We start from the raw sequence: 20,860 nt of genomic DNA on the forward strand, positions 1-20,860 counted from the left end.
TCCTTAACGCTCGACCCAGCCTAACGTGCGCTCGGCCAGCAAATTACGCATTACCGGCAGGGAGTCCATCGCCATCAGGCCCAGATTTCGTCCCAGCACCAGCGGCGTGTAGCGGTTAGCAAATAACCGGACCAGACTGTCGGTGATGCCAATAGTCGCCATGGCATCCGGCTGACGGCGTTGCTGATACTGCTGTAAAATGGCGTAGCTGCCCGGATCCTGTCCCGCGCGCCACGCGCCAGCTACGGTTTCAGCCAGCGTCATGACATCACGAATACCTAAATTAAAGCCCTGTCCGGCAATGGGGTGCAGCGTCTGAGCGGCATTGCCGACCAGCGCCAGCCGGTGGGAAACGTGCTGCGAGGACGCCTGAAGCTGAAGCGGGTAGCTGTGCCGCCGTCCGACCTGCGTAAAACGTCCCAGCCGCCAGCCAAACGCGTTCTGCAATTCACTGAGAAAGCGTTGTTCGCTCCAGCCATCGACCTTTGGCTTATCGGCTAACGGATGACACCAGACCAGCGAGCTACGGCCACCGGACATCGGCAGCAGCGCCAGCGGACCATGACGGGTGAAACGCTCAAAGGCTCGTCCTTCATGAGGCTGCGCGGTAGAAACATTAGCAATGACTGCAACCTGCTGATAATCCTGAGACTGCCACTGAATGCCGCACGCCGCCGCGATGGACGAGCGTGACCCATCCGCAGCCACGATAAGCTGAGCCGCTAAGCTTTCACCATTGCTGAGCGAGACCTGAACCCGATCGGGCGTGCGTTTAACCTCTGTTACTTTTGCCGGGCAAACTGTCCGTACACCCGGCGCTTTTTGCAACAGAGCAAACAGTCGCTGGCCAATATCATGCAGCTCGACCACCTGACCCAGCGCGGAAATACCGTAATCCTTTGCATCCAGCGAAACAAAACTGGCGTGGCCCCGATCGCTAACGTGCACATGCGTGATCCCCGTCGCGCACGATTTCAGCGAGGGCCACAGATTGATCGCCGCCAGCTGTTGGCACGTGCCTTCGGCAAGCGCAATGGCCCGACCATCGTAGCCCGGATGCGACCGCGAGGAAGGTTCAGTGGCTTCCACCAGCGTGACCGCCAGCTGGCCCTGAGTAAGATGAGAGATAGCCAGCGCCAGCGTCGCCCCAGCCATCCCTCCGCCTGCAATAACAATACTCATTACGCTTTCGCTGCCGCCATCAGGGCTTCAATATCATCCGGGTCTTTTACCACGGTGTCCGTCAGGTTTTCGTTGCCCTGCCCGGTAATGATGATGTCATCTTCAATACGAATACCGATGCCGCGGTATTCAGCCGGAACATCTGCATCCGGCGCAATATACAAACCGGGTTCAACGGTGAGTACCATGCCTGGTTCCAGCACGCGATCGCGTTCGTTGCCGTAAAAGCCGACATCGTGTACGTCCAGCCCCAGCCAGTGGCTAAGCCCGTGCATGAAAAACTGGCGGTGAGCCTGTTCAGCAATCAGCGTCTCCACGTCGCCGCTCATGACGCCCAGCTCGACCAGTCCTGTCACCATGATCCGCACAACTTCAGCATTCACTTCGCGGATGCTGGTGCCTGGCCGGAACAGCTCCAGCGCTTTGTAAAGCGAAGCCAGTACGATGTTATAGACCGCCCGTTGGGGCGCAGTAAACTTGCCGTTTACCGGGAAAGTACGGGTGATATCGCCTGCATATCCCTGCAATTCGCATCCGGCATCGATCAGGACCAGATCGCCATCGCGCATTTCTGATTCGTTTTCGGTGTAATGCAGAATACAGCCGTTCTCGCCCGACCCGACAATAGTGTTATATGAAGGAAAACGGGCACCGTGACGGTTAAATTCATGTTGAATTTCGCCTTCCAGCTGATATTCATACATACCCGGGCGGCATTGCTGCATCGCTCTGGTATGAGCGAGCGCGCTGATGCGCCCTGCTTCACGCAGCATGGCCAGCTCGGCAGAGGATTTGAAGAGCCGCATTTCATGCACCCAGGGTCGCCAGTCGGTCAGCGTTGCCGGCGCAGAGAGATTTTGTCTTGAGCCCCGACGCAGTTTTTCCAGCGCGGCAAACAGCTGCGTATCGGCATGCGCGTACAACCCCTGAGCATGATAAACCACATCCAGACCGTTCAGCAGCTGAGGCAGCTGTTCGCTGATAGTGTCGTAAGGTAGCGCGCGATCGACCGAAAGCTTCTCTGGCGCAGCATCCTGCCCCAGACGGCGGCCAAACCAGATTTCAGCGGTTAAATCACGTACGCGATTAAATAAGACGCTGTGATTGTGGCTTTCAGCGCTTTTAATCAGCACCAGCACCGCTTCTGGCTCGTTGAAACCGGTGAAATACCAAAAATCGCTGTTCTGGCGAAAAGGGTATTCGCTATCATTGCTGCGGGTCGCTTCCGGTGCGGCAAAAATGACCGCCGCGCTGGCCGGTGCCATTTTTGCCAGCAGCGCCTGGCGACGGCGCACAAACTCTTGCTGGGTCATCAGCTTCTCCTGAATGCAGTCCATTTAATTCCGGCCCGTCCGACTAATGCAGGGTCGGTTTTTTGACTTCCACTGCGGTTGGCATTACGCGGGTAAAGGTGTCATGACAGAGCAGCGCCGCAACGCGCACGTACTCAATCACCTCTTCCAGCGACTGTTCCAACTCTTCCTGGTCTTCATCTTCATCATAGCCGAGCTGAGCAATGGTGCGCAGATCGTCAATGGCTTCACCGGTTTCCCCTTTCACTTTGTCGAGCTTAGGCTGTGATACGCCCAGGCCAAGCAGAAAATGGTTCACCCAGCCAGCCAGCGCATCAGCGCGGTCAAACACGGTGATATCGTCATCTTCCGGCAGATAAAGTTGAAACAGGAAGCCGTCTTCTTCCAGCGTGTCGCTGGTTGCCTGATGCAGCTGAGTAAGCGGCTGCGCCAGTGATTGCGAAAAGGCCATCCCTTCGTTAGTTAAGTCATGTACCAGGGCCTGCCAGCTACTGTCCTTGTTGCCACCGCAGAGAATTCCGCTAATCAGGCCATGCATTTCAGCAGGCGTCATGCCTACTCCCTGCTGCGTCATTGCTGAAGCCAGCGTGTCATAGCCCGGCATTGTGTTTGATAGTGACATACGTTTTGGTCATCGTTGGCTGGATAAGTTCGTGTTATGCTACCACCAGGTGCCTCTTTGATTCCAGAAAGGGGTTGTTTCTTCTGCCAGGGGTAGTTATAGTTGCGCCGCTCCCAAGCCTTTGAGCAGTAAGGGAGATTGGCGGCGAAGTAATCAGTCAGGATGGTTTTATGTCTGCACAGCCCGTAGATATCCAAATTTTTGGCCGTTCTTTAAGAGTGAATTGTCCGCCTGAACAGCAAGATGCGCTGAATCTGGCTGCCGAAGACCTTAATCAGCGGTTGCAGGATCTGAAAGTTCGCACTAGAGTCACCAATACCGAACAATTGGTGTTTATCGCTGCACTGAATATTTGTCATGAACTGGCGCAGGAAAAAATGAAAACCCGCGATTATGCCAGTAACATGGAGCAGCGTATCCGGATGCTTCAGCAGACCATTGAGCAGGCGCTGCTTGAACAAGGTCGCATTACGGAGCGAACCGGAGCCCAATTCGAATAACACATCAGCGTTATCTGTGATACAGTGACGGTGAAGTAAAAAATTCTCTGAGATGTTTGCAAGCGGGCCAGTCCCCTGAGCCGATATTTCATACCAAACAGAGTGTGGCGCTCTGCTACCTGTGAGCATGCTCGGTCCGTCCGAGAAGCCTGATGGTAGCGACGGTACATTCACCTTGAACCAAGGGTTCAAGGGTTACAGCCTGCGGCGGCATCTCGGAGATTCCCTTCTTTACCTTGCATTATCCCCCGGTCATCAGCTCTCACCCTGAGGGTCAAAATTCCCCTTACCGTATGGCAATATCCTTCTCTGTTAGTGTAAAACTACAGGCTGTTTGTCGTGGTTTCAGTTTGTTAACGCGATAGCCCTGACGCGCCTTTTTGCTTAACTGATACGGTAAAACCTATGAACCCCAGCCTTCTTGACCGGCAGGATATCCGCACTCACGTACGTCACTTGCGTCGTGGATTAACGTCAGAGCAACAGCAGCAGGCTGCCATCCATGTTGCCGAACACGCCCTAAATTTCCCCGCCATCCAGCAGGCCAAAAAAATCGCCCTCTTTCTCTCTTTCGATGGCGAGCTGAACACACGGCCGCTGATTGCTAAATTCTGGCAACATAATCAGCGGGTTTATCTGCCGGTGCTGCATCCTTTTTCTAAAGGCCAGCTGCTTTTCTTCCGTTACGATACTGATACCGTGCTTACGCCAAATCGTCTGGGCATTCCTGAACCGCCGTTAGATATTCGCAATCTGGCAACGTTGAGCGAGCTGGATGTGTTGATGGTGCCGCTGGTCGCTTTTGACAATCAAGGACAGCGACTGGGCATGGGGGGCGGATTTTACGATCGTACGCTGCAAAACTGGCAGCAGCATAATGTTTTGCCGATTGGCCTGGCGCATGACTGCCAGCAGGTTGAGGCACTGCCAGTGGCCGATTGGGACGTCCCGCTGAAAGCGATAATCACGCCGTCAAAACTGTGGCAGTGGTAAAGGTGAGGAGAATCGCTTCTCCTCACGCAGGCAGTTAGTAGAGCAGACGTGCGCGGATGGTTCCCGGGATAGCTTTCATTAGCTGTAGCGCGGTGTTTGCTACATCCTGAGGCGCATCAATATCAATCACGACATAGCCCATCTGCGGCGTGGTTTGCAGGTACTGTGCCGCGATGTTGACGCCCTGACCGGCGAATATGTTGTTGATGGCGGTCAGAACGCCCGGACGGTTCTCGTGGATGTGCAGCAGGCGGCTTTGCTGGCCATGCATCGGCAGGGAAACTTCCGGGAAGTTCACCGCAGACAGCGTTGAACCATTGTCAGAGTATTTCGCCAGCTTACCGGCCACTTCAATACCGATATTTTCCTGTGCTTCCTGAGTCGATCCACCGATATGCGGCGTCAGGATCACGTTGTCGAATTCACACAGTGGTGAATTGAACGGGTCGCTGTTTGTGGCAGGCTCTTCCGGGAACACGTCAATCGCCGCGCCCGCCAGATGCTTATCAGCCAGCACTTTGCACAGCGCGGGGATATCGACCACGGTGCCGCGGGAGGCGTTAATAAGCAGCGAGCCCGGTTTCATCATGGCCAGCTCTTCAGCACCCATCATATTCTGCGTTGAAGCCGTTTCCGGCACGTGCAGGCTGACGACGTCGCTCATATTCAGCAGTTCTGACAGGTAGCGCACCTGCGTTGCATTACCCAACGGCAGCTTGCTTTCGATATCGTAGAAATAGACATGCATACCTAAGCTTTCTGCCAGCACGCCCAGCTGCATACCGATATGGCCGTAGCCAATGATGCCCAGCTTTTTGCCGCGAGCTTCATAAGACCCAACGGCCAGTTTGTTCCAGATGCCGCGATGCGCTTTGGCATTCGCCGCTGGCACGCCGCGCAGCATCAGCAGCAGTTCGCCGATAACCAGTTCAGCGACGGATCGGGTATTGGAGAAAGGCGCGTTAAAGACCGGAATTCCTCGCTTAGCCGCGGCGTTCAGATCGACCTGATTGGTTCCGATGCAGAAACAGCCTACCGCTACCAGCTTCTCAGCCGCCGCAAAAATGTCTTCGGTGAGATGGGTACGCGAGCGAATGCCGATAAAATGCGCGTCGCGGATGGACTCTTTCAGCGTTTCGCTGTCCAGTGCACCCTTATGAAATTCGATGTTGGTATAGCCAGACGCCCGCAGATTCTCTACCGCGCTCTGATGCACGCCTTCGACCAACAGGAACTTAATCTTGTCTTTCTCCAGTGATACTTTTGCCATTTCCCGACCCTATTTAGCAGACTTCAGAAGTGGCTGGTTACCCCGTGGGTAATAAGCCAGCCTTCTGTCAAAATATCAAAATTTACGCGCGCGGCAATACAAACGATTGCCTGGGGTGCAGTACTGCGGAGAAAAGCATCCCTCTAAATCAACAGATAATCACGATGCGCAGACCTTCATCAGCAGGATCGCCCTGTCTGAGAAAATTATGTGACATAAGTCACCGAATTTGGCCTGTAAAATAAAAGATGTTTTTTATTAAAAATTAACCGACGCGGCCATCGCGCCGGTAAGATCATTTTTGTATGGTTTTTACGCCGCTGGCGGTGCCAATCAATGCGATATCAGCAGAACGGGTGGCGAACAAGCCAACGGTAACCACCCCAGGCAGAGCATTGATCGCCTTTTCCAGCGCGACGGCATCCAGTATATGTAAATTATGCACGTCCAGGATGACATTGCCGTTATCGGTAACGACCTGCTGACGGTACTCGGGCAGACCGCCCAACTTCACCAGTTCTCGCGCGACGAAGCTACGCGCCATCGGAATAACCTCTACCGGCAGCGGGAACTTGCCAAGCACGTCGACCTGCTTGGATTCATCGGCGATACAGACAAATTTATCTGCAACCGCAGCAATGATTTTTTCACGGGTCAGGGCTGCGCCACCGCCTTTGATCATCTGCATAAAGCCGTTGATTTCGTCGGCACCATCAACATAGACCGACAGGGAATCGACCTCATTCAGATCGAAAACGGGGATCCCCAGGCTTTTCAACCGCAATGTTGAGGCGTCCGAACTGGATACCGCCCCTTCAATTTGCTGTTTCATCGATCCCAGAGCATCAATGAAGTGCGCGGCGGTAGAGCCGGTACCCACACCAACGATGGTGCCGGGTTGAACGTATTGCAGAGCGGCCCAACCAACGGCTTTTTTCAGTTCATCCTGCGTCATGGTAAATTTAAAATCCGTGCTGCTGTTGTGTGGCGGTAGTATAAAACAACCACCCAAAAAAAATCCCTGTTCACGGCGGATTTGTTGACAGTCTGGAAGCCAGCTCGCAGCCTTGTGGGATAAACGCTTCATTGCACAGGGCAAAATGACAAAAATGTGGCATAGTGCAAACTTCACACCTGAAAGAGAGTTAAACGAACAATGAAACGCCCGGATTATCGAACGCTTCAGGCGCTGGATGCAGTGATCCGCGAGCGCGGTTTTGAACGTGCAGCGCAAAAGCTTTGTATTACTCAGTCGGCCGTTTCCCAACGCATCAAACAGTTGGAAAATATGTTCGGCCAGCCGTTGCTGGTACGTACCGTTCCACCCCGCCCTACTGAGCAGGGACAAAAATTGCTGGCCTTACTGCATCAGGTCGAGCTGCTGGAAGAAGAATGGCTGGGCGACGAGAACAGCGGTACGACGCCTTTGCTGCTGTCGCTGGCGGTCAATGCCGACAGTCTGGCAACCTGGCTGCTGCCCGCGCTGAAAACCGTCCTGACGGATTCTCCCGTGCGCCTTAATTTACAGGTAGAAGACGAAAGCCGTACCCAGGAACGGCTGCGTCGTGGTGAAGTTGTCGGCGCGGTCAGTATCCAGCCTCAGCCGCTGCCTAGCTGCCTCGTCGATCGGTTAGGGGCGCTGGATTACCTCTTTGTGGGTTCAAAAGAGTTTGCCGCCCGCTATTTCCCGAATGGCGTGACGCGCTCTGCGCTGCTGAAAGCGCCAGCGGTCGCTTTTGATCATCTTGATGATATGCATCAGGCTTTTTTACAGCAGAATTTCGATCTGTCGCCGGGTAGCGTGCCCTGCCATATCGTCAACTCTTCAGAGGCTTTTGTGCAGCTGGCGCGGCAGGGAACAACCTGCTGTATGATCCCGCATCTGCAAATTGAACGCGAGCTGGCGGAAGGCGATCTGATCGATTTAACACCGGGCCTGTTTCAGCGCCGTATGCTTTACTGGCACCGCTTTGCCCCGGAAAGCCGCCTGATGCGTAAAGTGACCGATGCGCTGATTGCACACGGGCATCGCGTACTGCGTCAAAGCGAATAAAATTAAAGGGCCGGATGGCCCTTTGGTACAGCTGTCGTACAAGCTGCTACGGATTACGTTTCAGCTCAAACACCACATCAACCTGATCGTCAAAATGAATACTCTGCTGCTCGTAGGTCTGCGCGGCGGAGGTCATTGGCGCGGCGTCAGCAGCTTTAAACATTCTGGCCACCGGCATCGGCTGATAGTTGGCAACGTGGTAGCGGATGCTGTAGACCGGCCCTAACTGAGTGTTAAAGCCTTTCGCCAGCGCACCTGCCTGCTGAGTGGCATTCTCGATAGCGGCCTGACGGGCTTTATCACGGTAGCTGTCAGGGTTCGCCACGCCCAGCTCCACGGAGCGGATTTCATTCAGACCGGACTTCAACGCCCCATCCAACAGCTCATTCAACTTGTCCAGCTGGCGTAGCGTGACCTGAACCTGACGTACGGCACGATAGCCTTTCAGCTCTGATTTACCGTCTTTCAGATAATCATATTCAGGCTGAGTACGCAGGTTAGCAGCATTAATATCTTTCTTCTCAATGCCGTTTTTTTGCAGAAAATCGAAATACTGGGCGACGCGCGCGTCAGCCTGCTTTTTCGCTTCTGAAGCATCTTTTGATGACACACTGACTTCTATTGCCAGCGTGGCAATATCAGGCGTAGCGTCTACGCTGGCCTGGCCTGATGTCACCACGTGCGGGCCATTGGGTAATTCATCAGCCATTGCTGCGGCAGGTAGAACAGACAATCCAACTATTGCGGCCAGAGCCGATTTTGTAAGCTTCACTGAATTCCTCCATGGGATTTAATCACATCCGGGCAGAAAACGGACGGCACGAACCGCCAGTCAATTGTTCCGTTATAGTGCAACAGCTTATGTTAGTGCCTGAATCGCTCTCCGACTATGATCTCCATTCCTGGAGTACGTTTCTTTACAACCAGCCTAACGCCTGAAGAGCCAGTTTTAACGCAATCGCCCACATTACCAGCCCAACCACCAGGTTAATAACACGCTGAGACGTCGCGGTGTTTAATCGGGGAGAGAGCCAGGCTGCCAGCAGCGCCAGACTGAAAAACCACAGCAGCGAAGCGCTGGCCGAGCCGAGCGCAAACCAGCGGCGAGATTCGGCAGGTAATTGTCCGCCCAGGCTTCCGAGCACCATAAAGGTGTCAATATAGACATGCGGATTAAGCCAGGTGACGGCCATCATTGTTGCGACAATTCGCCAGCGCCCCTGCCTCAGCGCGTTAGCGCTGGCCAGTTCAATATTACCGCTGGCGGCGGTACGTAAGGCACCCAGACCATACCAGAGCAGAAACAGTACCCCGCCCCATGTCACCAGGTTAAGCAGCAACGGTGACTGCGTTAATAATGCGCTGCCGCCAAATACCCCGGCGCAAATCAATACAATATCGCTTAGCGTGCAGAGACCTGCCGTCATCAAATGATACTGTCTGCGAACGCCCTGGTTCATCACGAACGCGTTTTGTGGCCCCAAAGGCAGGATCAGCGCGGCACCCAACGCCATCCCCTGGAAAAAAACAGAAATCATGGTCTATTCCTCAATCTTAACCTGGTGGCGGCGAGTTTATAGCGAGGTTAACATTAGAGGAAATGGAAAGAACTTATGGTTTATCAGAATAGCTAATGATGCAGAACTAAAAAAAGAGCGGCACTGATGTCCGCTCTTCTGAGAAGATTATCGGGCAAAATCGTCTGATATTACTTAGAAGTCACCGGTTCTGCTTTGCTTAACGTCTGCGCGTCAGCCTCTTCTTTTGGCTCAGCCGTTTTATCCTGATGCAGGTGAACATCCATCTGCGGATAAGGAATGCCTATATTGTTAGCATCCAGCGTACGCTTGAAGTTTTTCATCAGATCCCAGTAAACATTTTGCAGATCGCCCGCATTGCTCCAGCAGCGCACCACAAAGTTCACTGATGATGCTGCCAGTTCATTCAGCCCAATCTGAACGCCCATATCCTGGAGAACACGCGGATCGGCATCAACCACTTCGCGCAACAGTTTAAGCACCCGATCGACATCCGCGTCATAGGCCACACCGATAATGAATTCATTACGGCGCACCGGCTCGCGGGAATAGTTAACGATATTACCAGCAATGATTTTACCGTTTGGCACGACGACCGTCTTACCATCGGCTGATTTCAGCGTAGTCGAGAAAATCTGTACGTTCTGTACGGTTCCCATTACGCCGATATCGATAAAGTCACCGGTACGGAAAGGACGGAAGATCACCAGCAGTACGCCTGCGGCCAGGTTACTCAGCGCACCCTGCACCGCCAGACCTGCGGCCAGACCAATTGCGCCTAACAGTGCAATCACCGAGGCCGTTTGCACGCCGACACGGTTTAATGCGGCGGTCAGCGTAAAGGCGATGATGCCATAACGGGCAATGGCCGCCAGGAAGTCGCATACGGTTGTATCGATATGTCGTGCTTTAAGCACTTTATTCAGTGCGTTAGAGACAATTTTTGCAACCAATACGCCAATGATAATGATGATTATTGAGGCAACAATATTGACCGCATAGCTCAGTAGCAGTGCCTGGTTATGAACCAGCCAGCTACCCGCTCGGTTAACGCCATCTACTACGTTTAGATCTTCCATCTGATTATCCTGTTGTTGCTCTCAACTGAGCGTTCGCAGTTATTCATTGCCAGGCAATGCTGACATCCCAAACAACAAGCGTAACCAAAAATGGGGCGTACTGCCAAATATCCAGTGAAATTAATAATTTGTTACCTGACGGGCAAAAAAAAGACCCCATAAAGGGGCCTTTTATTCAGCAAGACGTTTTCGCTTAAAGCACGTCTACCGCATTCAGCTCTTTGAATGCCTGTTCCAGACGAGTAATCATTGAAGTCTGGGCAGAACGCAGCCATACACGCGGATCGTAGTATTTTTTGTTTGGCTTATCAGCGCCTTCCGGGTTACCCAGCTGGGCCTGAAGGTAGCCTTCGTTCTTTTTGTAGTATTGCAGGATGCCGTCCCAGGTCGCCCATTGGGTGTCGGTATCGATATTCATTTTAATCACGCCGTAGCCGATTGACTCTTCAATCTCAGCAGCGGAAGAACCAGAACCACCGTGGAAAACGAAATCCAGCGAGTTATGCGGCAGGTTATGTTTTTTGGTCACATATTCCTGAGAATCACGCAGGATGGTTGGGGTCAGCTTGACGTTGCCTGGCTTATAAACACCGTGTACGTTGCCGAAAGAGGCCGCAATGGTGAAGCGTGGGCTGATAGCGTTCAGCTTGGTGTAAGCGTAATCAACATCTTCTGGCTGAGTGTACAGTGCAGAAGCATCCATATGGCTGTTGTCTACGCCATCTTCTTCACCGCCGGTACAGCCCAATTCGATTTCCAGCGTCATGTCGATTTTCGCCATGCGTGCCAGATATTTGCTGCTGATTTCGATGTTTTCTTCCAGAGACTCTTCTGACAGATCGATCATGTGAGAAGAGAACAGTGGTTTACCTGTTTTGGCAAAGTGAGCTTCACCGGCATCCAGCAGACCATCGATCCACGGCAGCAGTTTTTTCGCGCAGTGGTCAGTGTGCAGGATAACTGGCACACCGTAGTGCTCAGCCATCTGATGAACGTGATGCGCACCAGAGATAGCGCCCAGAATTGCCGCAGCCTGTGGCTTATCGGATTTCAGGCCTTTGCCGGCAATAAATGCCGCACCGCCGTTAGAGAACTGGATGATGACCGGCGCTTTTACTTTCGCAGCGGTTTCCAGAACGGCGTTGATTGAGTCAGTGCCCACGCAGTTAACGGCTGGCAGAGCGAATTTGTTTTCTTTGGCGACTTGGAAGATCTTCTGTACGTCATCACCGGTGACAACGCCTGGTTTTACGAAATCAAAAATTTTAGACATGTCTTTTGTCCTGTTTCGTCGGTCGTAGTAAGAGATTCTGTACCTGATAGTCAGGTCAATCGTTCAGGCGGGAGCAAAACTCCCGCCCCAGAGATTACTGTTTTGCACGCTCTTCCAGCATGGCTACTGCTGGCAGTTTTTTGCCTTCCACGAACTCCAGGAATGCACCGCCGCCGGTAGAAATGTAGGAAATTTTGTCTTCGATGCCGAAGAGGTCGATTGCTGCCAGCGTATCACCGCCGCCTGCGATAGAGAATGCGTCGCTGTCTGCAATGGCTTTCGCGACGATTTCAGTGCCCTTACGGAAGTTAGGGAACTCAAACACGCCCACCGGGCCATTCCACAGGATGGTTTTGGCTTCTTTCAGCAGCTTAGCCATGGCTTCAGCAGTTTCGTCGCCAAAGTCCATGATCTCTTCGTTGTCTTGCACTTCGCTGACTTTTTTGACGGTAGAAGGCGCAGTTTCGGAGAACTCGGTGCCGACGCGGGAATCCGTTGGAACCGGAATTTTGAACTCATCACGCAGTTTTTTGGCTGCATCAACGAAATCAGGTTCGTACAGTGACTTGCCTACGTTGTTATCGATAGCCACGAAGGTGTTAGCGATACCGCCGCCAACGATGACCGTATCCGCAATTTTAACCAGTGAATTCAGTACGTCGAACTTGGTAGACACTTTAGAACCGCCGACGACGGCAACCATTGGGCGCTCAGGGCTTTTCAGGGCTTTACCCAGCGCTTCCAGCTCGTCTGCCAGCAGCGGGCCAGCACAGGCGACAGGGGCAAATTTACCAACGCCGTGAGTAGAGGCCTGCGCGCGGTGCGCCGTACCAAAGGCATCCATGACATATATGTCGCACAGCGCAGCATATTTTTTAGCGAGCGTTTCGTCGTCTTTCTTTTCGCCTTTGTTAAAGCGCACGTTTTCCAGAACGACCAGCTCACCGTCTGCAATTTCAACGCCGTCCAGATAATCTTTCGCCAGGCGAACTGGAGATGAAAGTTTATCTTTCAGATAGTTAACCACCGGAAGCAGTGAGAATTCTTCATTATATTCACCTTCGGTCGGACGACCAAGGTGAGAGGTTACCATCACTTTTGCGCCCTGCTTCAGGGCCGCTTCGATAGTCGGCAGTGAAGCACGGATACGTGCATCTGAAGTCACTTTCCCTTCTTTCACTGGCACATTCAAATCGGAACGAATCAGTACGCGTTTCCCGGCAAGATCCAAATCGGTCATTTTAATTACTGACATGGTGAGTCCTCTCGTTGATTCTCTAAATTTTAAAGGCGCAATCCGCGCCCTGGCTGAAACCGCTTGCGGCCATGGCTAACGTCGTGTCAATCATTCGGTTAGCAAAGCCCCACTCGTTGTCGCACCAGACCAGCGTCTTGATCAGGTGCTGACCGCTGACCCGCGTTTGGGTGCCGTCCACAATGGCACTGTGCGGATCGTGGTTAAAATCTATGGAGACTAACGGTAATTCCGTATAGTCAACTATACCACTAAATGTTTCTTCCGAGGCATTTTGCAGCAGCGCGTTGACCTCGCAGGCCCGTACCGCAGCCCGTACGCTGACGCTTAAATCAATTGCCGTCACGTTAATCGTAGGCACGCGCACGGCGATGGCTTCAAAGCGATCGTTAAATTTCGGAAAAATACGCGTAATGCCTGCGGCAAGGCGCGTATCCACCGGAATGATCGACTGGCTGGCCGCACGAGTACGCCGTAAATCGGTGTGGTAGGCATCAATAACCTGCTGGTCGTGCATGGCAGAGTGGATAGTGGTTACCGTGCCTGACTCGATGCCGAAGGCGTCATCCAGCAGTTTGATAATCGGAATAATACAGTTAGTGGTACAGGAGGCGTTGGAGACGATCAGGTCGTGGGGCTTGAGTTCTTTTTCGTTCACGCCAAAGACCACGGTGGCGTCAAGGTCGTTTCCACCGGGATGGGAAAACAGCACTTTTTTAGCGCCGGCGGCAAGATGAGCTTCGCCATCAGCCCGGCTGCCAAACACGCCGGTGCAATCAAGAACGATATCAACATTAAGCTCGCGCCAGGGAAGATCGGCGATTTCTGCACGATGCAAAATACGAATGGTATCTTCGCCCACCCACAGCAGATCTCGCTCCTGACGAACGTCCCAGGCAAACCGCCCGTGGCTGGTATCGTATTTTAACAGGTGCGCCATGCCTGCCGCTTCCGCCAGTTCATTAATGGCCACAATGGTAATTTCAGCGCGGCGTCCGGTTTCATAAAGCGCACGCAGTACGTTACGCCCAATGCGACCAAATCCGTTTATGGCAATGCGAACCGTCATATCACTCCTGCAGCAAAATTCAGTGCAAAACTGGAACGTTAGCCTGAGGCAGACGTTTACATTTGTACAGGGAATTTTTGCGCCTTCAATCCTGCATTCGATTCCAATCCCGTCAGTCGATACGCGGACTGAAACGGTTCAGCTACAATAAAGACAATACGGAATAATTGGAATGAGTTAGATCAATCCCAGGTTAAAAATCTGACCCGGATCACATTCGGGGAAAGAGTGGTCAAAAAACATCCCATTAATATCGCATTGCAGAGTCAGGCAGGCTGGTGCGATCGCGCATTCCGATCAGCACAAACTTAGCATACGCCAGGGCGAAACTGCTCTCTCGCCGCTTAAATGAGATTTTTCCCAGTCATTTTATGTTAATAGCGAAATTCATACGCAACGAACAGAAATAACCGCAACGCGAAAAGGAACCTGTTGCAGCCGTGAGGTGGCAGTGAATGCTAAGGGTTTTAGGCAGGCTCGCCTGCCTGAGCAGGCGAGCCTGACGTCTTACAGCAGCGCTTTCGCTTTAGCGACAACGTTATCCACGGTGAAGCCAAAGATTTCAAACAGCTTCTCGGCTGGTGCTGACTCACCGAAGGTGGTCATGCCAACGATAGCGCCGTTCAGGCCGGTGTATTTGAACCAATAATCAGCAATACCCGCTTCGATAGCAACGCGCGCGCTAACCGCTTTCGGCAGCACGGCTTCGCGGTAAGCAGCATCCTGCTTGTCAAACGCATCGGTAGACGGCATAGAAACCACGCGAGCCTTACGGCCTTCCGCAGTCAGACGATCGTACGCGGCAACCGCCAGCTCAACTTCAGAACCGGTAGCAATCAGGATGACTTCTGGCTGACCTGCGCAATCTTTCAGCACATAAGCACCGCGCGCAACGTTAGCCAGCTGCTCAGCATCACGATCCTGCTGCGCCAGATTCTGACGGGAGAAGATCAGCGCGGTTGGGCCGTCGTGACGTTCGATAGCATATTTCCAGGCTACGGCTGATTCCACCTGGTCACACGGACGCCATACGCTCATGTTTGGCGTCACGCGCAGGCTGGCAAGCTGTTCTACCGGCTGGTGAGTTGGACCATCTTCGCCCAGACCAATGGAGTCATGGGTATAGACCATAACCTGGCGAATTTTCATCAGCGCGGCCATACGGGCAGCATTTCGAGCGTATTCCACAAACATCAGGAACGTTGCGGTATAAGGCAGGAAACCGCCGTGCAGCGTAATGCCATTCGCGATCGCCGTCATACCGAACTCGCGTACGCCATAATGAATATAGTTGCCTGCGGCATCTTCATTGATTGGCTTAGAGCCGGACCACATGGTCAGGTTGCTTGGCGCGAGGTCAGCGGAACCGCCCAGATATTCTGGCAGCAGCTTGCCGAAGGCTTCCAGCGCGTTCTGAGAAGCTTTACGGCTGGCAATTTTAGCTGGGTTCGCCTGCAGCTGTTCGATGAACTTCTGCGACTCATTCTGCCAGTTTTCCGGCAGTTCGTTTTTAACACGACGCTGGAATTCGAGGGCCAGCTCAGGATGCGCTTTCGCGTAGGCGGCGAACTTTTCATTCCACGCAGCTTCTTTCGCCTGACCGGCCTCTTTCGCGTCCCACTGAGCGTAAATGTCCTGTGGGATTTCGAATGGCGCATGGCTCCAGCCCAGTTGCTTACGGGTCAGTGCGATCTCTTCATCACCCAGCGGTGCGCCGTGTGAATCGTGCGTGCCGGCTTTGTTTGGTGAGCCAAAGCCAATCACGGTTTTGCACATCAGCAGAGAAGGCTTATCGCTGACCGCTTTGGCTTCTTCAACGGCTTTACGGATAGCTTCCGCGTCGTGACCGTCCACGCCACGAACAACGTGCCAGCCATAAGCTTCGAAACGCGCCGCGGTATCATCGGTGAACCAGCCGTCGATATGGCCGTCGATAGAGATGCCGTTGTCGTCATAGAAAGCAACCAGCTTGCCCAGTTTCAGCGTGCCCGCCAGCGAGCAAACTTCATGAGAGATGCCTTCCATCATGCAGCCGTCGCCCATAAACACATAGGTGTTGTGGTCAACAACGTCGTGGCCCGGACGGTTGAACTGCGCGGCCAGAGTACGCTCGGCAATCGCCATACCGACAGCGTTAGCAATACCCTGTCCCAGCGGACCCGTGGTGGTTTCAACGCCTGCGGTGTAACCGAACTCCGGGTGGCCTGGCGTTTTGGAGTGCAGCTGACGGAAGTTAGCCAGTTCAGCAATCGGCAGATCGTAGCCGCTGAGGTGCAGCAGGCTATAAATCAGCATCGAACCGTGGCCGTTTGACAGCACGAAACGGTCGCGATCGGCCCACAGAGGATTCGTCGGGTTGTGATTCAGGAAGTCACGCCACAGAACCTCAGCAATATCCGCCATACCCATAGGCGCGCCCGGGTGGCCAGATTTGGCTTTCTGTACAGCATCCATACTTAGTGCGCGAATGGCGTTCGCAAGCTCTTTACGAGAAGACATGTTCTACTCCAGATCGGATTAAACGCTTCGCCGTCCTTAACCTATTTTAATCAATGAGTTATCAGGCAAAGTGGTAAAAGTCGACCCTCAATGTACATGAAAGGGGGGTAACATGTACATGGCGAAAAGTGCAAAAAACCCGGTCCAAACTTGCGTTTTTTGCCCGTCGCAACTATGCATTTGTACGCTGTACGGTTATAACGTTTACTTCTTAGTCACACTTTTTCCCTGCTATTTAGCGGCAGGTGATTGTTTTTTATTACCTTGTTATGGAATGGATGAAAATATATGAAACTCCCTGCTTCATTACTGGCTCTGACCGTTGCCACCGCACTTTCTGGTTGTCAGAATTTTGACAGCAATGCCCTGCTCCAGTCGGGTGCCCAGGCTTATCAGGCTGCCTCACTCAGCGATGCGCAGGTAAAAGAACTCAGTGTGAAATCCTGCGAGCAAATGGATAGCGAGGCACAAATTGCCCCTGCCGACAGCGTTTATACCCAGCGTCTGAATAAAATTGCCGCCGCGCTTGGCGATAATATTAACGGCACGCCGGCAAACTATAAGGTCTACGTCACGAAGGATGTTAATGCCTGGGCGATGGCGAACGGCTGTATCCGTGTCTACAGCGGTTTAATGGATATGATGACCGACAACGAAGTGGAAGGCGTACTGGGCCATGAAATGGGTCACGTTGCGCTGGGGCACACGCGTCGGGCGATGCAGGTGGCTTACGGCACGACGGCAGCACGCTCTGCTGCGGCCTCCGTTGGCGGTATTGCTGCTACGCTGTCAGCCTCGCAGCTGGGCGACCTGGGCGAGAAACTGGTGAATGCACAGTTCTCACAAAAACAGGAATCGCAGGCGGATGATTACTCATTTGATCTGTTGAAAAAGCGCGGCATCAACCCAGAAGGGCTGGAAACCAGTTTTGAAAAACTGGCGAAACTGGAAGGCAGCAACAGCAGTACAATGTTTGACTCCCATCCTTCCTCTGCTTCCCGTGCACAGCATATTAAGGAGCGGATTGCGGCAGGAAAATAATGACAAAGGCCAGCCACGCGCTGGCCTTTGATTGTTGACCTGATAGTGCCGTGAGAAACGCAAGCGGGCCCTGGGGCTTTATTCGCCTTTGTTCACTGCCTGCACATGCAGCATATCCAGCGCCAGCGTCGCCGCCGCCAGAGAGGTCAAATCAGACTGATCGTAACCCGGCGCGACCTCTACCAGATCCATTCCCACAATATTTAACCCTTGCAGACCGCGTACCAGCTTGGTTGCTTTGTCAGTCGTTAATCCACCGATCACTGGCGTGCCCGTACCTGGCGCATGCGCCGGATCCAGACAATCGATATCAAAAGTCAGGTACACCGGCATATCGCCAACGATCTGTTTCACCTGGGCAATGATGTCATCAACGCTGCGATCGTTGATCTGCGCTGCGTCGAGCACGTTAAAGCCCAGAGAATCATCGAACTCGGTACGAATACCAATCTGCACGGAATGAGCAGGATCGATCAGGCCTTCCTGCGGCGCCGTGTAGAACATCGTGCCGTGGTCAAACGTTGGGCCGTTGGAATAAGTGTCGGTATGGGCATCAAAATGCACCAGCGCCATTTTCCCGAAATGCTTCGCGTGGGCGCGCAGCAGCGGCAGCGTTACATAGTGGTCGCCGCCGAAGGTCAGCATACGCTTACCATTAGCCAGCAGCTTTTCAGCATGCGCCTGCAATTTATCCGACAGATCCTGTGAATCGCCAAACGCGTAAACCAGATCGCCGCAATCAATCACTTTCAGGCGCTGACGCAGATCGAACTTCCACGGCCAGCGGCAGCCTTCCCAGGCCAGGTTGGTAGAAATTTGACGGATGGCGCCCGGGCCAAGGCGGCTGCCAGGGCGGCCCGACGTCGCCGCATCAAAAGGCACACCGGTAATGACCCATTCTGCGTCGCTGTCGTAAGGCTGAAAGTTAACCGGGAAACGCATAAAACCAAACGCGTTTGAAACCAGGGAGTTGTCGTATTGATTGCCGAGAGTGTTATTCATTGCCAATCCTCTTTTGCTGTTGGCCAGTAGGCGCGTAAAAGTAAAGATGAAAAAAATCCCCGCCGCGTCGTTAAGCCCGACGAGGAAGGGATTGATAACCGTATTGCCTGAGCCGGGCAGCGTGCCGGCCCACAATCAGCGCGTTTCGCTAATCAGCTGGCCTACTCATCTTCCAGATAAGTGTAGCCGTACAGACCCGCTTCAAACTCTTCGATAAACTGCGCACGGAGATCGTCATCCAGATCGCTCTCTTTGATCTGTTTACGGAAGTGCGTTAACAGCTCCTGCGGATCCAGCTGAACGTATTCAAGCATGTCCGCGACGGTGTCGCCTTCATCAGACAGCTGAACATCCACGCGACCGTCTGCATAAGCAAAGACGTCCACCGCTTCGGTATCGCCGAACAGGTTATGCATGTTGCCCAGAATTTCCTGATAGGCACCGACCATAAAGAAGCCCAGCATCGGTGGATTATCCACATCGTACTGCGGCATCGGCATGGTGGTTGCAATACCGTCACCGTCAACATAATGGTCGATCGTGCCGTCGGAGTCACAGGTAATGTCCAGCAATACCGCGCGGCGTTCCGGAGACTTATTCAGGCCTTCAAGCGGCAGCACCGGGAACAGCTGATCGATACCCCACGCGTCCGGCATTGACTGGAACAGCGAGAAGTTAACGTAAATCTTATCCGCCATCCGTTCCTGAAGCTCATCAATAATGGGACGGTGAGCACGGTTGCTCGGATCCAGGTGCTGCTGAATGTAGTTACAAATACTCAGATACAGCTGCTCTGCCCAGGCACGCTGCTTGAGGTCGTAAGTGCCTTGCGAATAGCCGGTGTGAATATCGTACAGATCCATCTGGCTGTCGTGCAGCCATTCACGCAGTGAGCGACGATTGTTCGGCTCATGCATTTCCTGCCAGGTATCCCACATGCTGATGATAGGGCGTGGAGCCTCACCAGCAGGCGCCTGCGGAGTACTGAATTCATTGCGTTCAACACCAATGATGTTCGATACCAGTACCGTGTGGTGTGCAGTAACCGCACGACCGGACTCGGTGATCACCGTCGGATGTGGCAGGTCATGTTCATCGCATGCCGCGCCAATTGCCCAAATAACATTGTTGGCATATTCGTTCAGGCCGTAGTTTACCGAGCAGTCGGACTGTGAACGCGTTCCTTCATAGTCCACGCCCAGACCGCCGCCGACGTCAAAGCACTGAATGTTGACGCCAAGCTTCGCCAGTTCGACGTAGAAACGGGCTGATTCGCGCACGCCGGTAGCGATATCGCGGATATTTGCCATCTGCGAGCCGAGATGGAAATGCAGAAGTTGCAGGCTTTCCATCCGCCCTGCTTCACGCATAATATCCACCAGCTTCAGCACCTGAGTCGCAGACAGGCCAAATTTAGACTTCTCGCCGCCGCTGGACTGCCATTTACCGGAGCCTTGCGACGCCAGACGGGCGCGGATACCGAGGCGCGGAATAACATTCAGGCGCTCAGCTTCTTCCAGCACCATCTTCACTTCGGTCATTTTTTCCAGCACCAGATAGACCTTGTGGCCCATCTTTTCGCCGATCAGCGCCAGACGAATATATTCGCGGTCTTTATAACCGTTACAAACAATCACCGAGCGGGTCATACCTGCGTGCGCCAGAACGGCCATCAGCTCTGCTTTTGAACCGGCTTCCAGGCCCAGTGGTTCGCCAGAGCTAATCAGCGATTCGATAACACGTTTGTGCTGGTTAACCTTAATGGGATACACCAGAAAGTAATCGCCACGGTAGCCGTAGCCTTCACGCGCACGTTTAAAAGCGGCGTTGATCGAGCGCAGGCGGTGTTGCAGGATCTGTGGGAAGCAAAACAGCGCTGGCAGGCGCTGGCCATCGGCTTCGCGCTCTTTCACCAGTTTTGCCAGATCGACCCGAGCTTCAGGCACGTCCGGATCGGGACAAACGCTGATATGCCCCAGCTCATTGACGTCATAATAATTATTGCCCCACCAGGCAATGTTATAGGTGCGCAGCATTTTGCTGGCATCTTGATCGCTCATGGCCACCTCCTGCATTGAACGGAGTCCACCCTGTTCGCCTGCTGACGAACCCTTGATCATCTTGTTGTCGTCAGACATCGCGAGCCTCAAATTGCAATGATGCGGAATAGT

General features: G+C 53.3%; 18 protein-coding genes and 1 other RNA gene. 5 read left to right on the plus strand and 14 right to left on the minus strand.

Annotated elements, in window-relative coordinates:
- Positions 1-3 precede the first annotated feature (3 nt).
- From ubiH to AAGQ96_RS17465, 3 genes are read right to left on the minus strand one after another with little or no spacing between them, the layout of a single operon-like run.
- Complete coding sequence (gene ubiH, locus AAGQ96_RS17455) at positions 4-1,182, minus strand: 2-octaprenyl-6-methoxyphenyl hydroxylase (protein ID WP_342754165.1); 1,179 nt, start codon at positions 1,180-1,182, stop codon at positions 4-6.
- Positions 1,182-2,495, minus strand: a complete 1,314-nt coding sequence (pepP, locus tag AAGQ96_RS17460) for a Xaa-Pro aminopeptidase (protein WP_342754166.1) — start codon at positions 2,493-2,495, stop codon at positions 1,182-1,184. Before pepP ends, ubiH begins: the two co-directional genes overlap by 1 nt.
- 43 nt (positions 2,496-2,538) lie before the next feature.
- Positions 2,539-3,117, minus strand: a complete 579-nt coding sequence (locus tag AAGQ96_RS17465) for a YecA family protein (RefSeq protein ID WP_147199674.1) — start codon at positions 3,115-3,117, stop codon at positions 2,539-2,541.
- Between the two features lie 170 nt (positions 3,118-3,287).
- Between AAGQ96_RS17465 and zapA the strand changes: the two genes are divergently transcribed.
- From zapA to AAGQ96_RS17480, 3 genes are all read left to right on the plus strand, one after another.
- Positions 3,288-3,617 carry a cell division protein ZapA gene (gene zapA, locus AAGQ96_RS17470; RefSeq protein WP_147199675.1) on the plus strand — a complete coding sequence of 110 codons (330 nt, stop codon included), beginning with the start codon at positions 3,288-3,290 and terminating at the stop codon, positions 3,615-3,617.
- Between the two features lie 41 nt (positions 3,618-3,658).
- Positions 3,659-3,843: non-coding RNA, 6S RNA (ssrS, locus tag AAGQ96_RS17475), on the plus strand.
- Between the two features lie 179 nt (positions 3,844-4,022).
- On the plus strand, positions 4,023-4,610 hold the full coding sequence (locus tag AAGQ96_RS17480; protein ID WP_342754167.1) for a 5-formyltetrahydrofolate cyclo-ligase: 588 nt from the start codon (positions 4,023-4,025) through the stop codon (positions 4,608-4,610).
- A gap of 34 nt (positions 4,611-4,644) precedes the next feature.
- Here AAGQ96_RS17480 and serA read toward each other — a convergent pair whose 3' ends face one another.
- Both serA and rpiA read right to left on the minus strand, forming a co-directional pair.
- Positions 4,645-5,880, minus strand: a complete 1,236-nt coding sequence (gene serA / locus AAGQ96_RS17485; RefSeq protein WP_147199677.1) for a phosphoglycerate dehydrogenase — start codon at positions 5,878-5,880, stop codon at positions 4,645-4,647.
- A gap of 295 nt (positions 5,881-6,175) precedes the next feature.
- On the minus strand, positions 6,176-6,835 hold the full coding sequence (gene rpiA / locus AAGQ96_RS17490) for a ribose-5-phosphate isomerase RpiA (RefSeq protein WP_147199678.1): 660 nt from the start codon (positions 6,833-6,835) through the stop codon (positions 6,176-6,178).
- A gap of 201 nt (positions 6,836-7,036) precedes the next feature.
- Between rpiA and AAGQ96_RS17495 the strand changes: the two genes are divergently transcribed.
- Entirely contained in the window at positions 7,037-7,933 is an 897-nt protein-coding gene (locus AAGQ96_RS17495) for a LysR family transcriptional regulator ArgP (RefSeq protein WP_147199679.1), read from the plus strand.
- 46 nt (positions 7,934-7,979) lie between these two features.
- On the opposite strand, the gene AAGQ96_RS17500 is transcribed toward AAGQ96_RS17495, so the two are convergent.
- The 7 genes from AAGQ96_RS17500 to tkt all read right to left on the minus strand — a co-directional run bounded on the left by AAGQ96_RS17500 (position 7,980) and on the right by tkt (position 16,646).
- Positions 7,980-8,705 (minus strand): oxidative stress defense protein, encoded by a 726-nt coding sequence (locus tag AAGQ96_RS17500; RefSeq protein WP_147199680.1) that lies wholly within the window; start codon positions 8,703-8,705, stop codon positions 7,980-7,982.
- Between the two features lie 145 nt (positions 8,706-8,850).
- Entirely contained in the window at positions 8,851-9,471 is a 621-nt protein-coding gene (gene argO, locus AAGQ96_RS17505) for an arginine exporter ArgO (RefSeq protein ID WP_342754168.1), read from the minus strand.
- 170 nt (positions 9,472-9,641) lie between these two features.
- Positions 9,642-10,550 carry a small-conductance mechanosensitive channel MscS gene (gene mscS / locus AAGQ96_RS17510; RefSeq protein WP_147199681.1) on the minus strand — a complete coding sequence of 303 codons (909 nt, stop codon included), beginning with the start codon at positions 10,548-10,550 and terminating at the stop codon, positions 9,642-9,644.
- A gap of 193 nt (positions 10,551-10,743) precedes the next feature.
- Positions 10,744-11,823 carry a class II fructose-bisphosphate aldolase gene (fbaA, locus tag AAGQ96_RS17515; protein WP_147199682.1) on the minus strand — a complete coding sequence of 360 codons (1,080 nt, stop codon included), beginning with the start codon at positions 11,821-11,823 and terminating at the stop codon, positions 10,744-10,746.
- 94 nt (positions 11,824-11,917) lie between these two features.
- On the minus strand, positions 11,918-13,078 hold the full coding sequence (gene pgk, locus AAGQ96_RS17520; protein WP_342754169.1) for a phosphoglycerate kinase: 1,161 nt from the start codon (positions 13,076-13,078) through the stop codon (positions 11,918-11,920).
- Between the two features lie 22 nt (positions 13,079-13,100).
- Positions 13,101-14,147, minus strand: a complete 1,047-nt coding sequence (gene epd / locus AAGQ96_RS17525; RefSeq protein ID WP_147199684.1) for an erythrose-4-phosphate dehydrogenase — start codon at positions 14,145-14,147, stop codon at positions 13,101-13,103.
- Positions 14,148-14,654: 507 nt separating this feature from the next.
- Positions 14,655-16,646 (minus strand): transketolase, encoded by a 1,992-nt coding sequence (tkt, locus tag AAGQ96_RS17530; RefSeq protein WP_147199685.1) that lies wholly within the window; start codon positions 16,644-16,646, stop codon positions 14,655-14,657.
- A 288-nt stretch (positions 16,647-16,934) separates the two neighbouring features.
- On the opposite strand from tkt, the gene AAGQ96_RS17535 reads away from it, so the two are divergent.
- Positions 16,935-17,687, plus strand: coding sequence for a M48 family metallopeptidase (locus AAGQ96_RS17535; RefSeq protein ID WP_342754170.1), 753 nt, complete (start codon positions 16,935-16,937; stop codon positions 17,685-17,687).
- 78 nt (positions 17,688-17,765) lie between these two features.
- On the opposite strand, the gene speB is transcribed toward AAGQ96_RS17535, so the two are convergent.
- The gene (gene speB, locus AAGQ96_RS17540; RefSeq protein ID WP_147199687.1) at positions 17,766-18,689 is read right to left on the minus strand and encodes an agmatinase; all 924 of its coding nucleotides are present in this window, start codon (positions 18,687-18,689) and stop codon (positions 17,766-17,768) included.
- Positions 18,690-18,850: 161 nt separating this feature from the next.
- A complete protein-coding gene (gene speA, locus AAGQ96_RS17545) occupies positions 18,851-20,827 on the minus strand; it encodes a biosynthetic arginine decarboxylase (protein ID WP_342754171.1) in 1,977 nt (658 codons plus the stop codon).
- Positions 20,828-20,860 lie beyond the last annotated feature (33 nt).

Origin of the sequence: Pantoea sp. MBD-2R, assembly GCF_039134845.1 — a bacterium.
Taxonomy (GTDB): domain Bacteria; phylum Pseudomonadota; class Gammaproteobacteria; order Enterobacterales; family Enterobacteriaceae; genus Erwinia.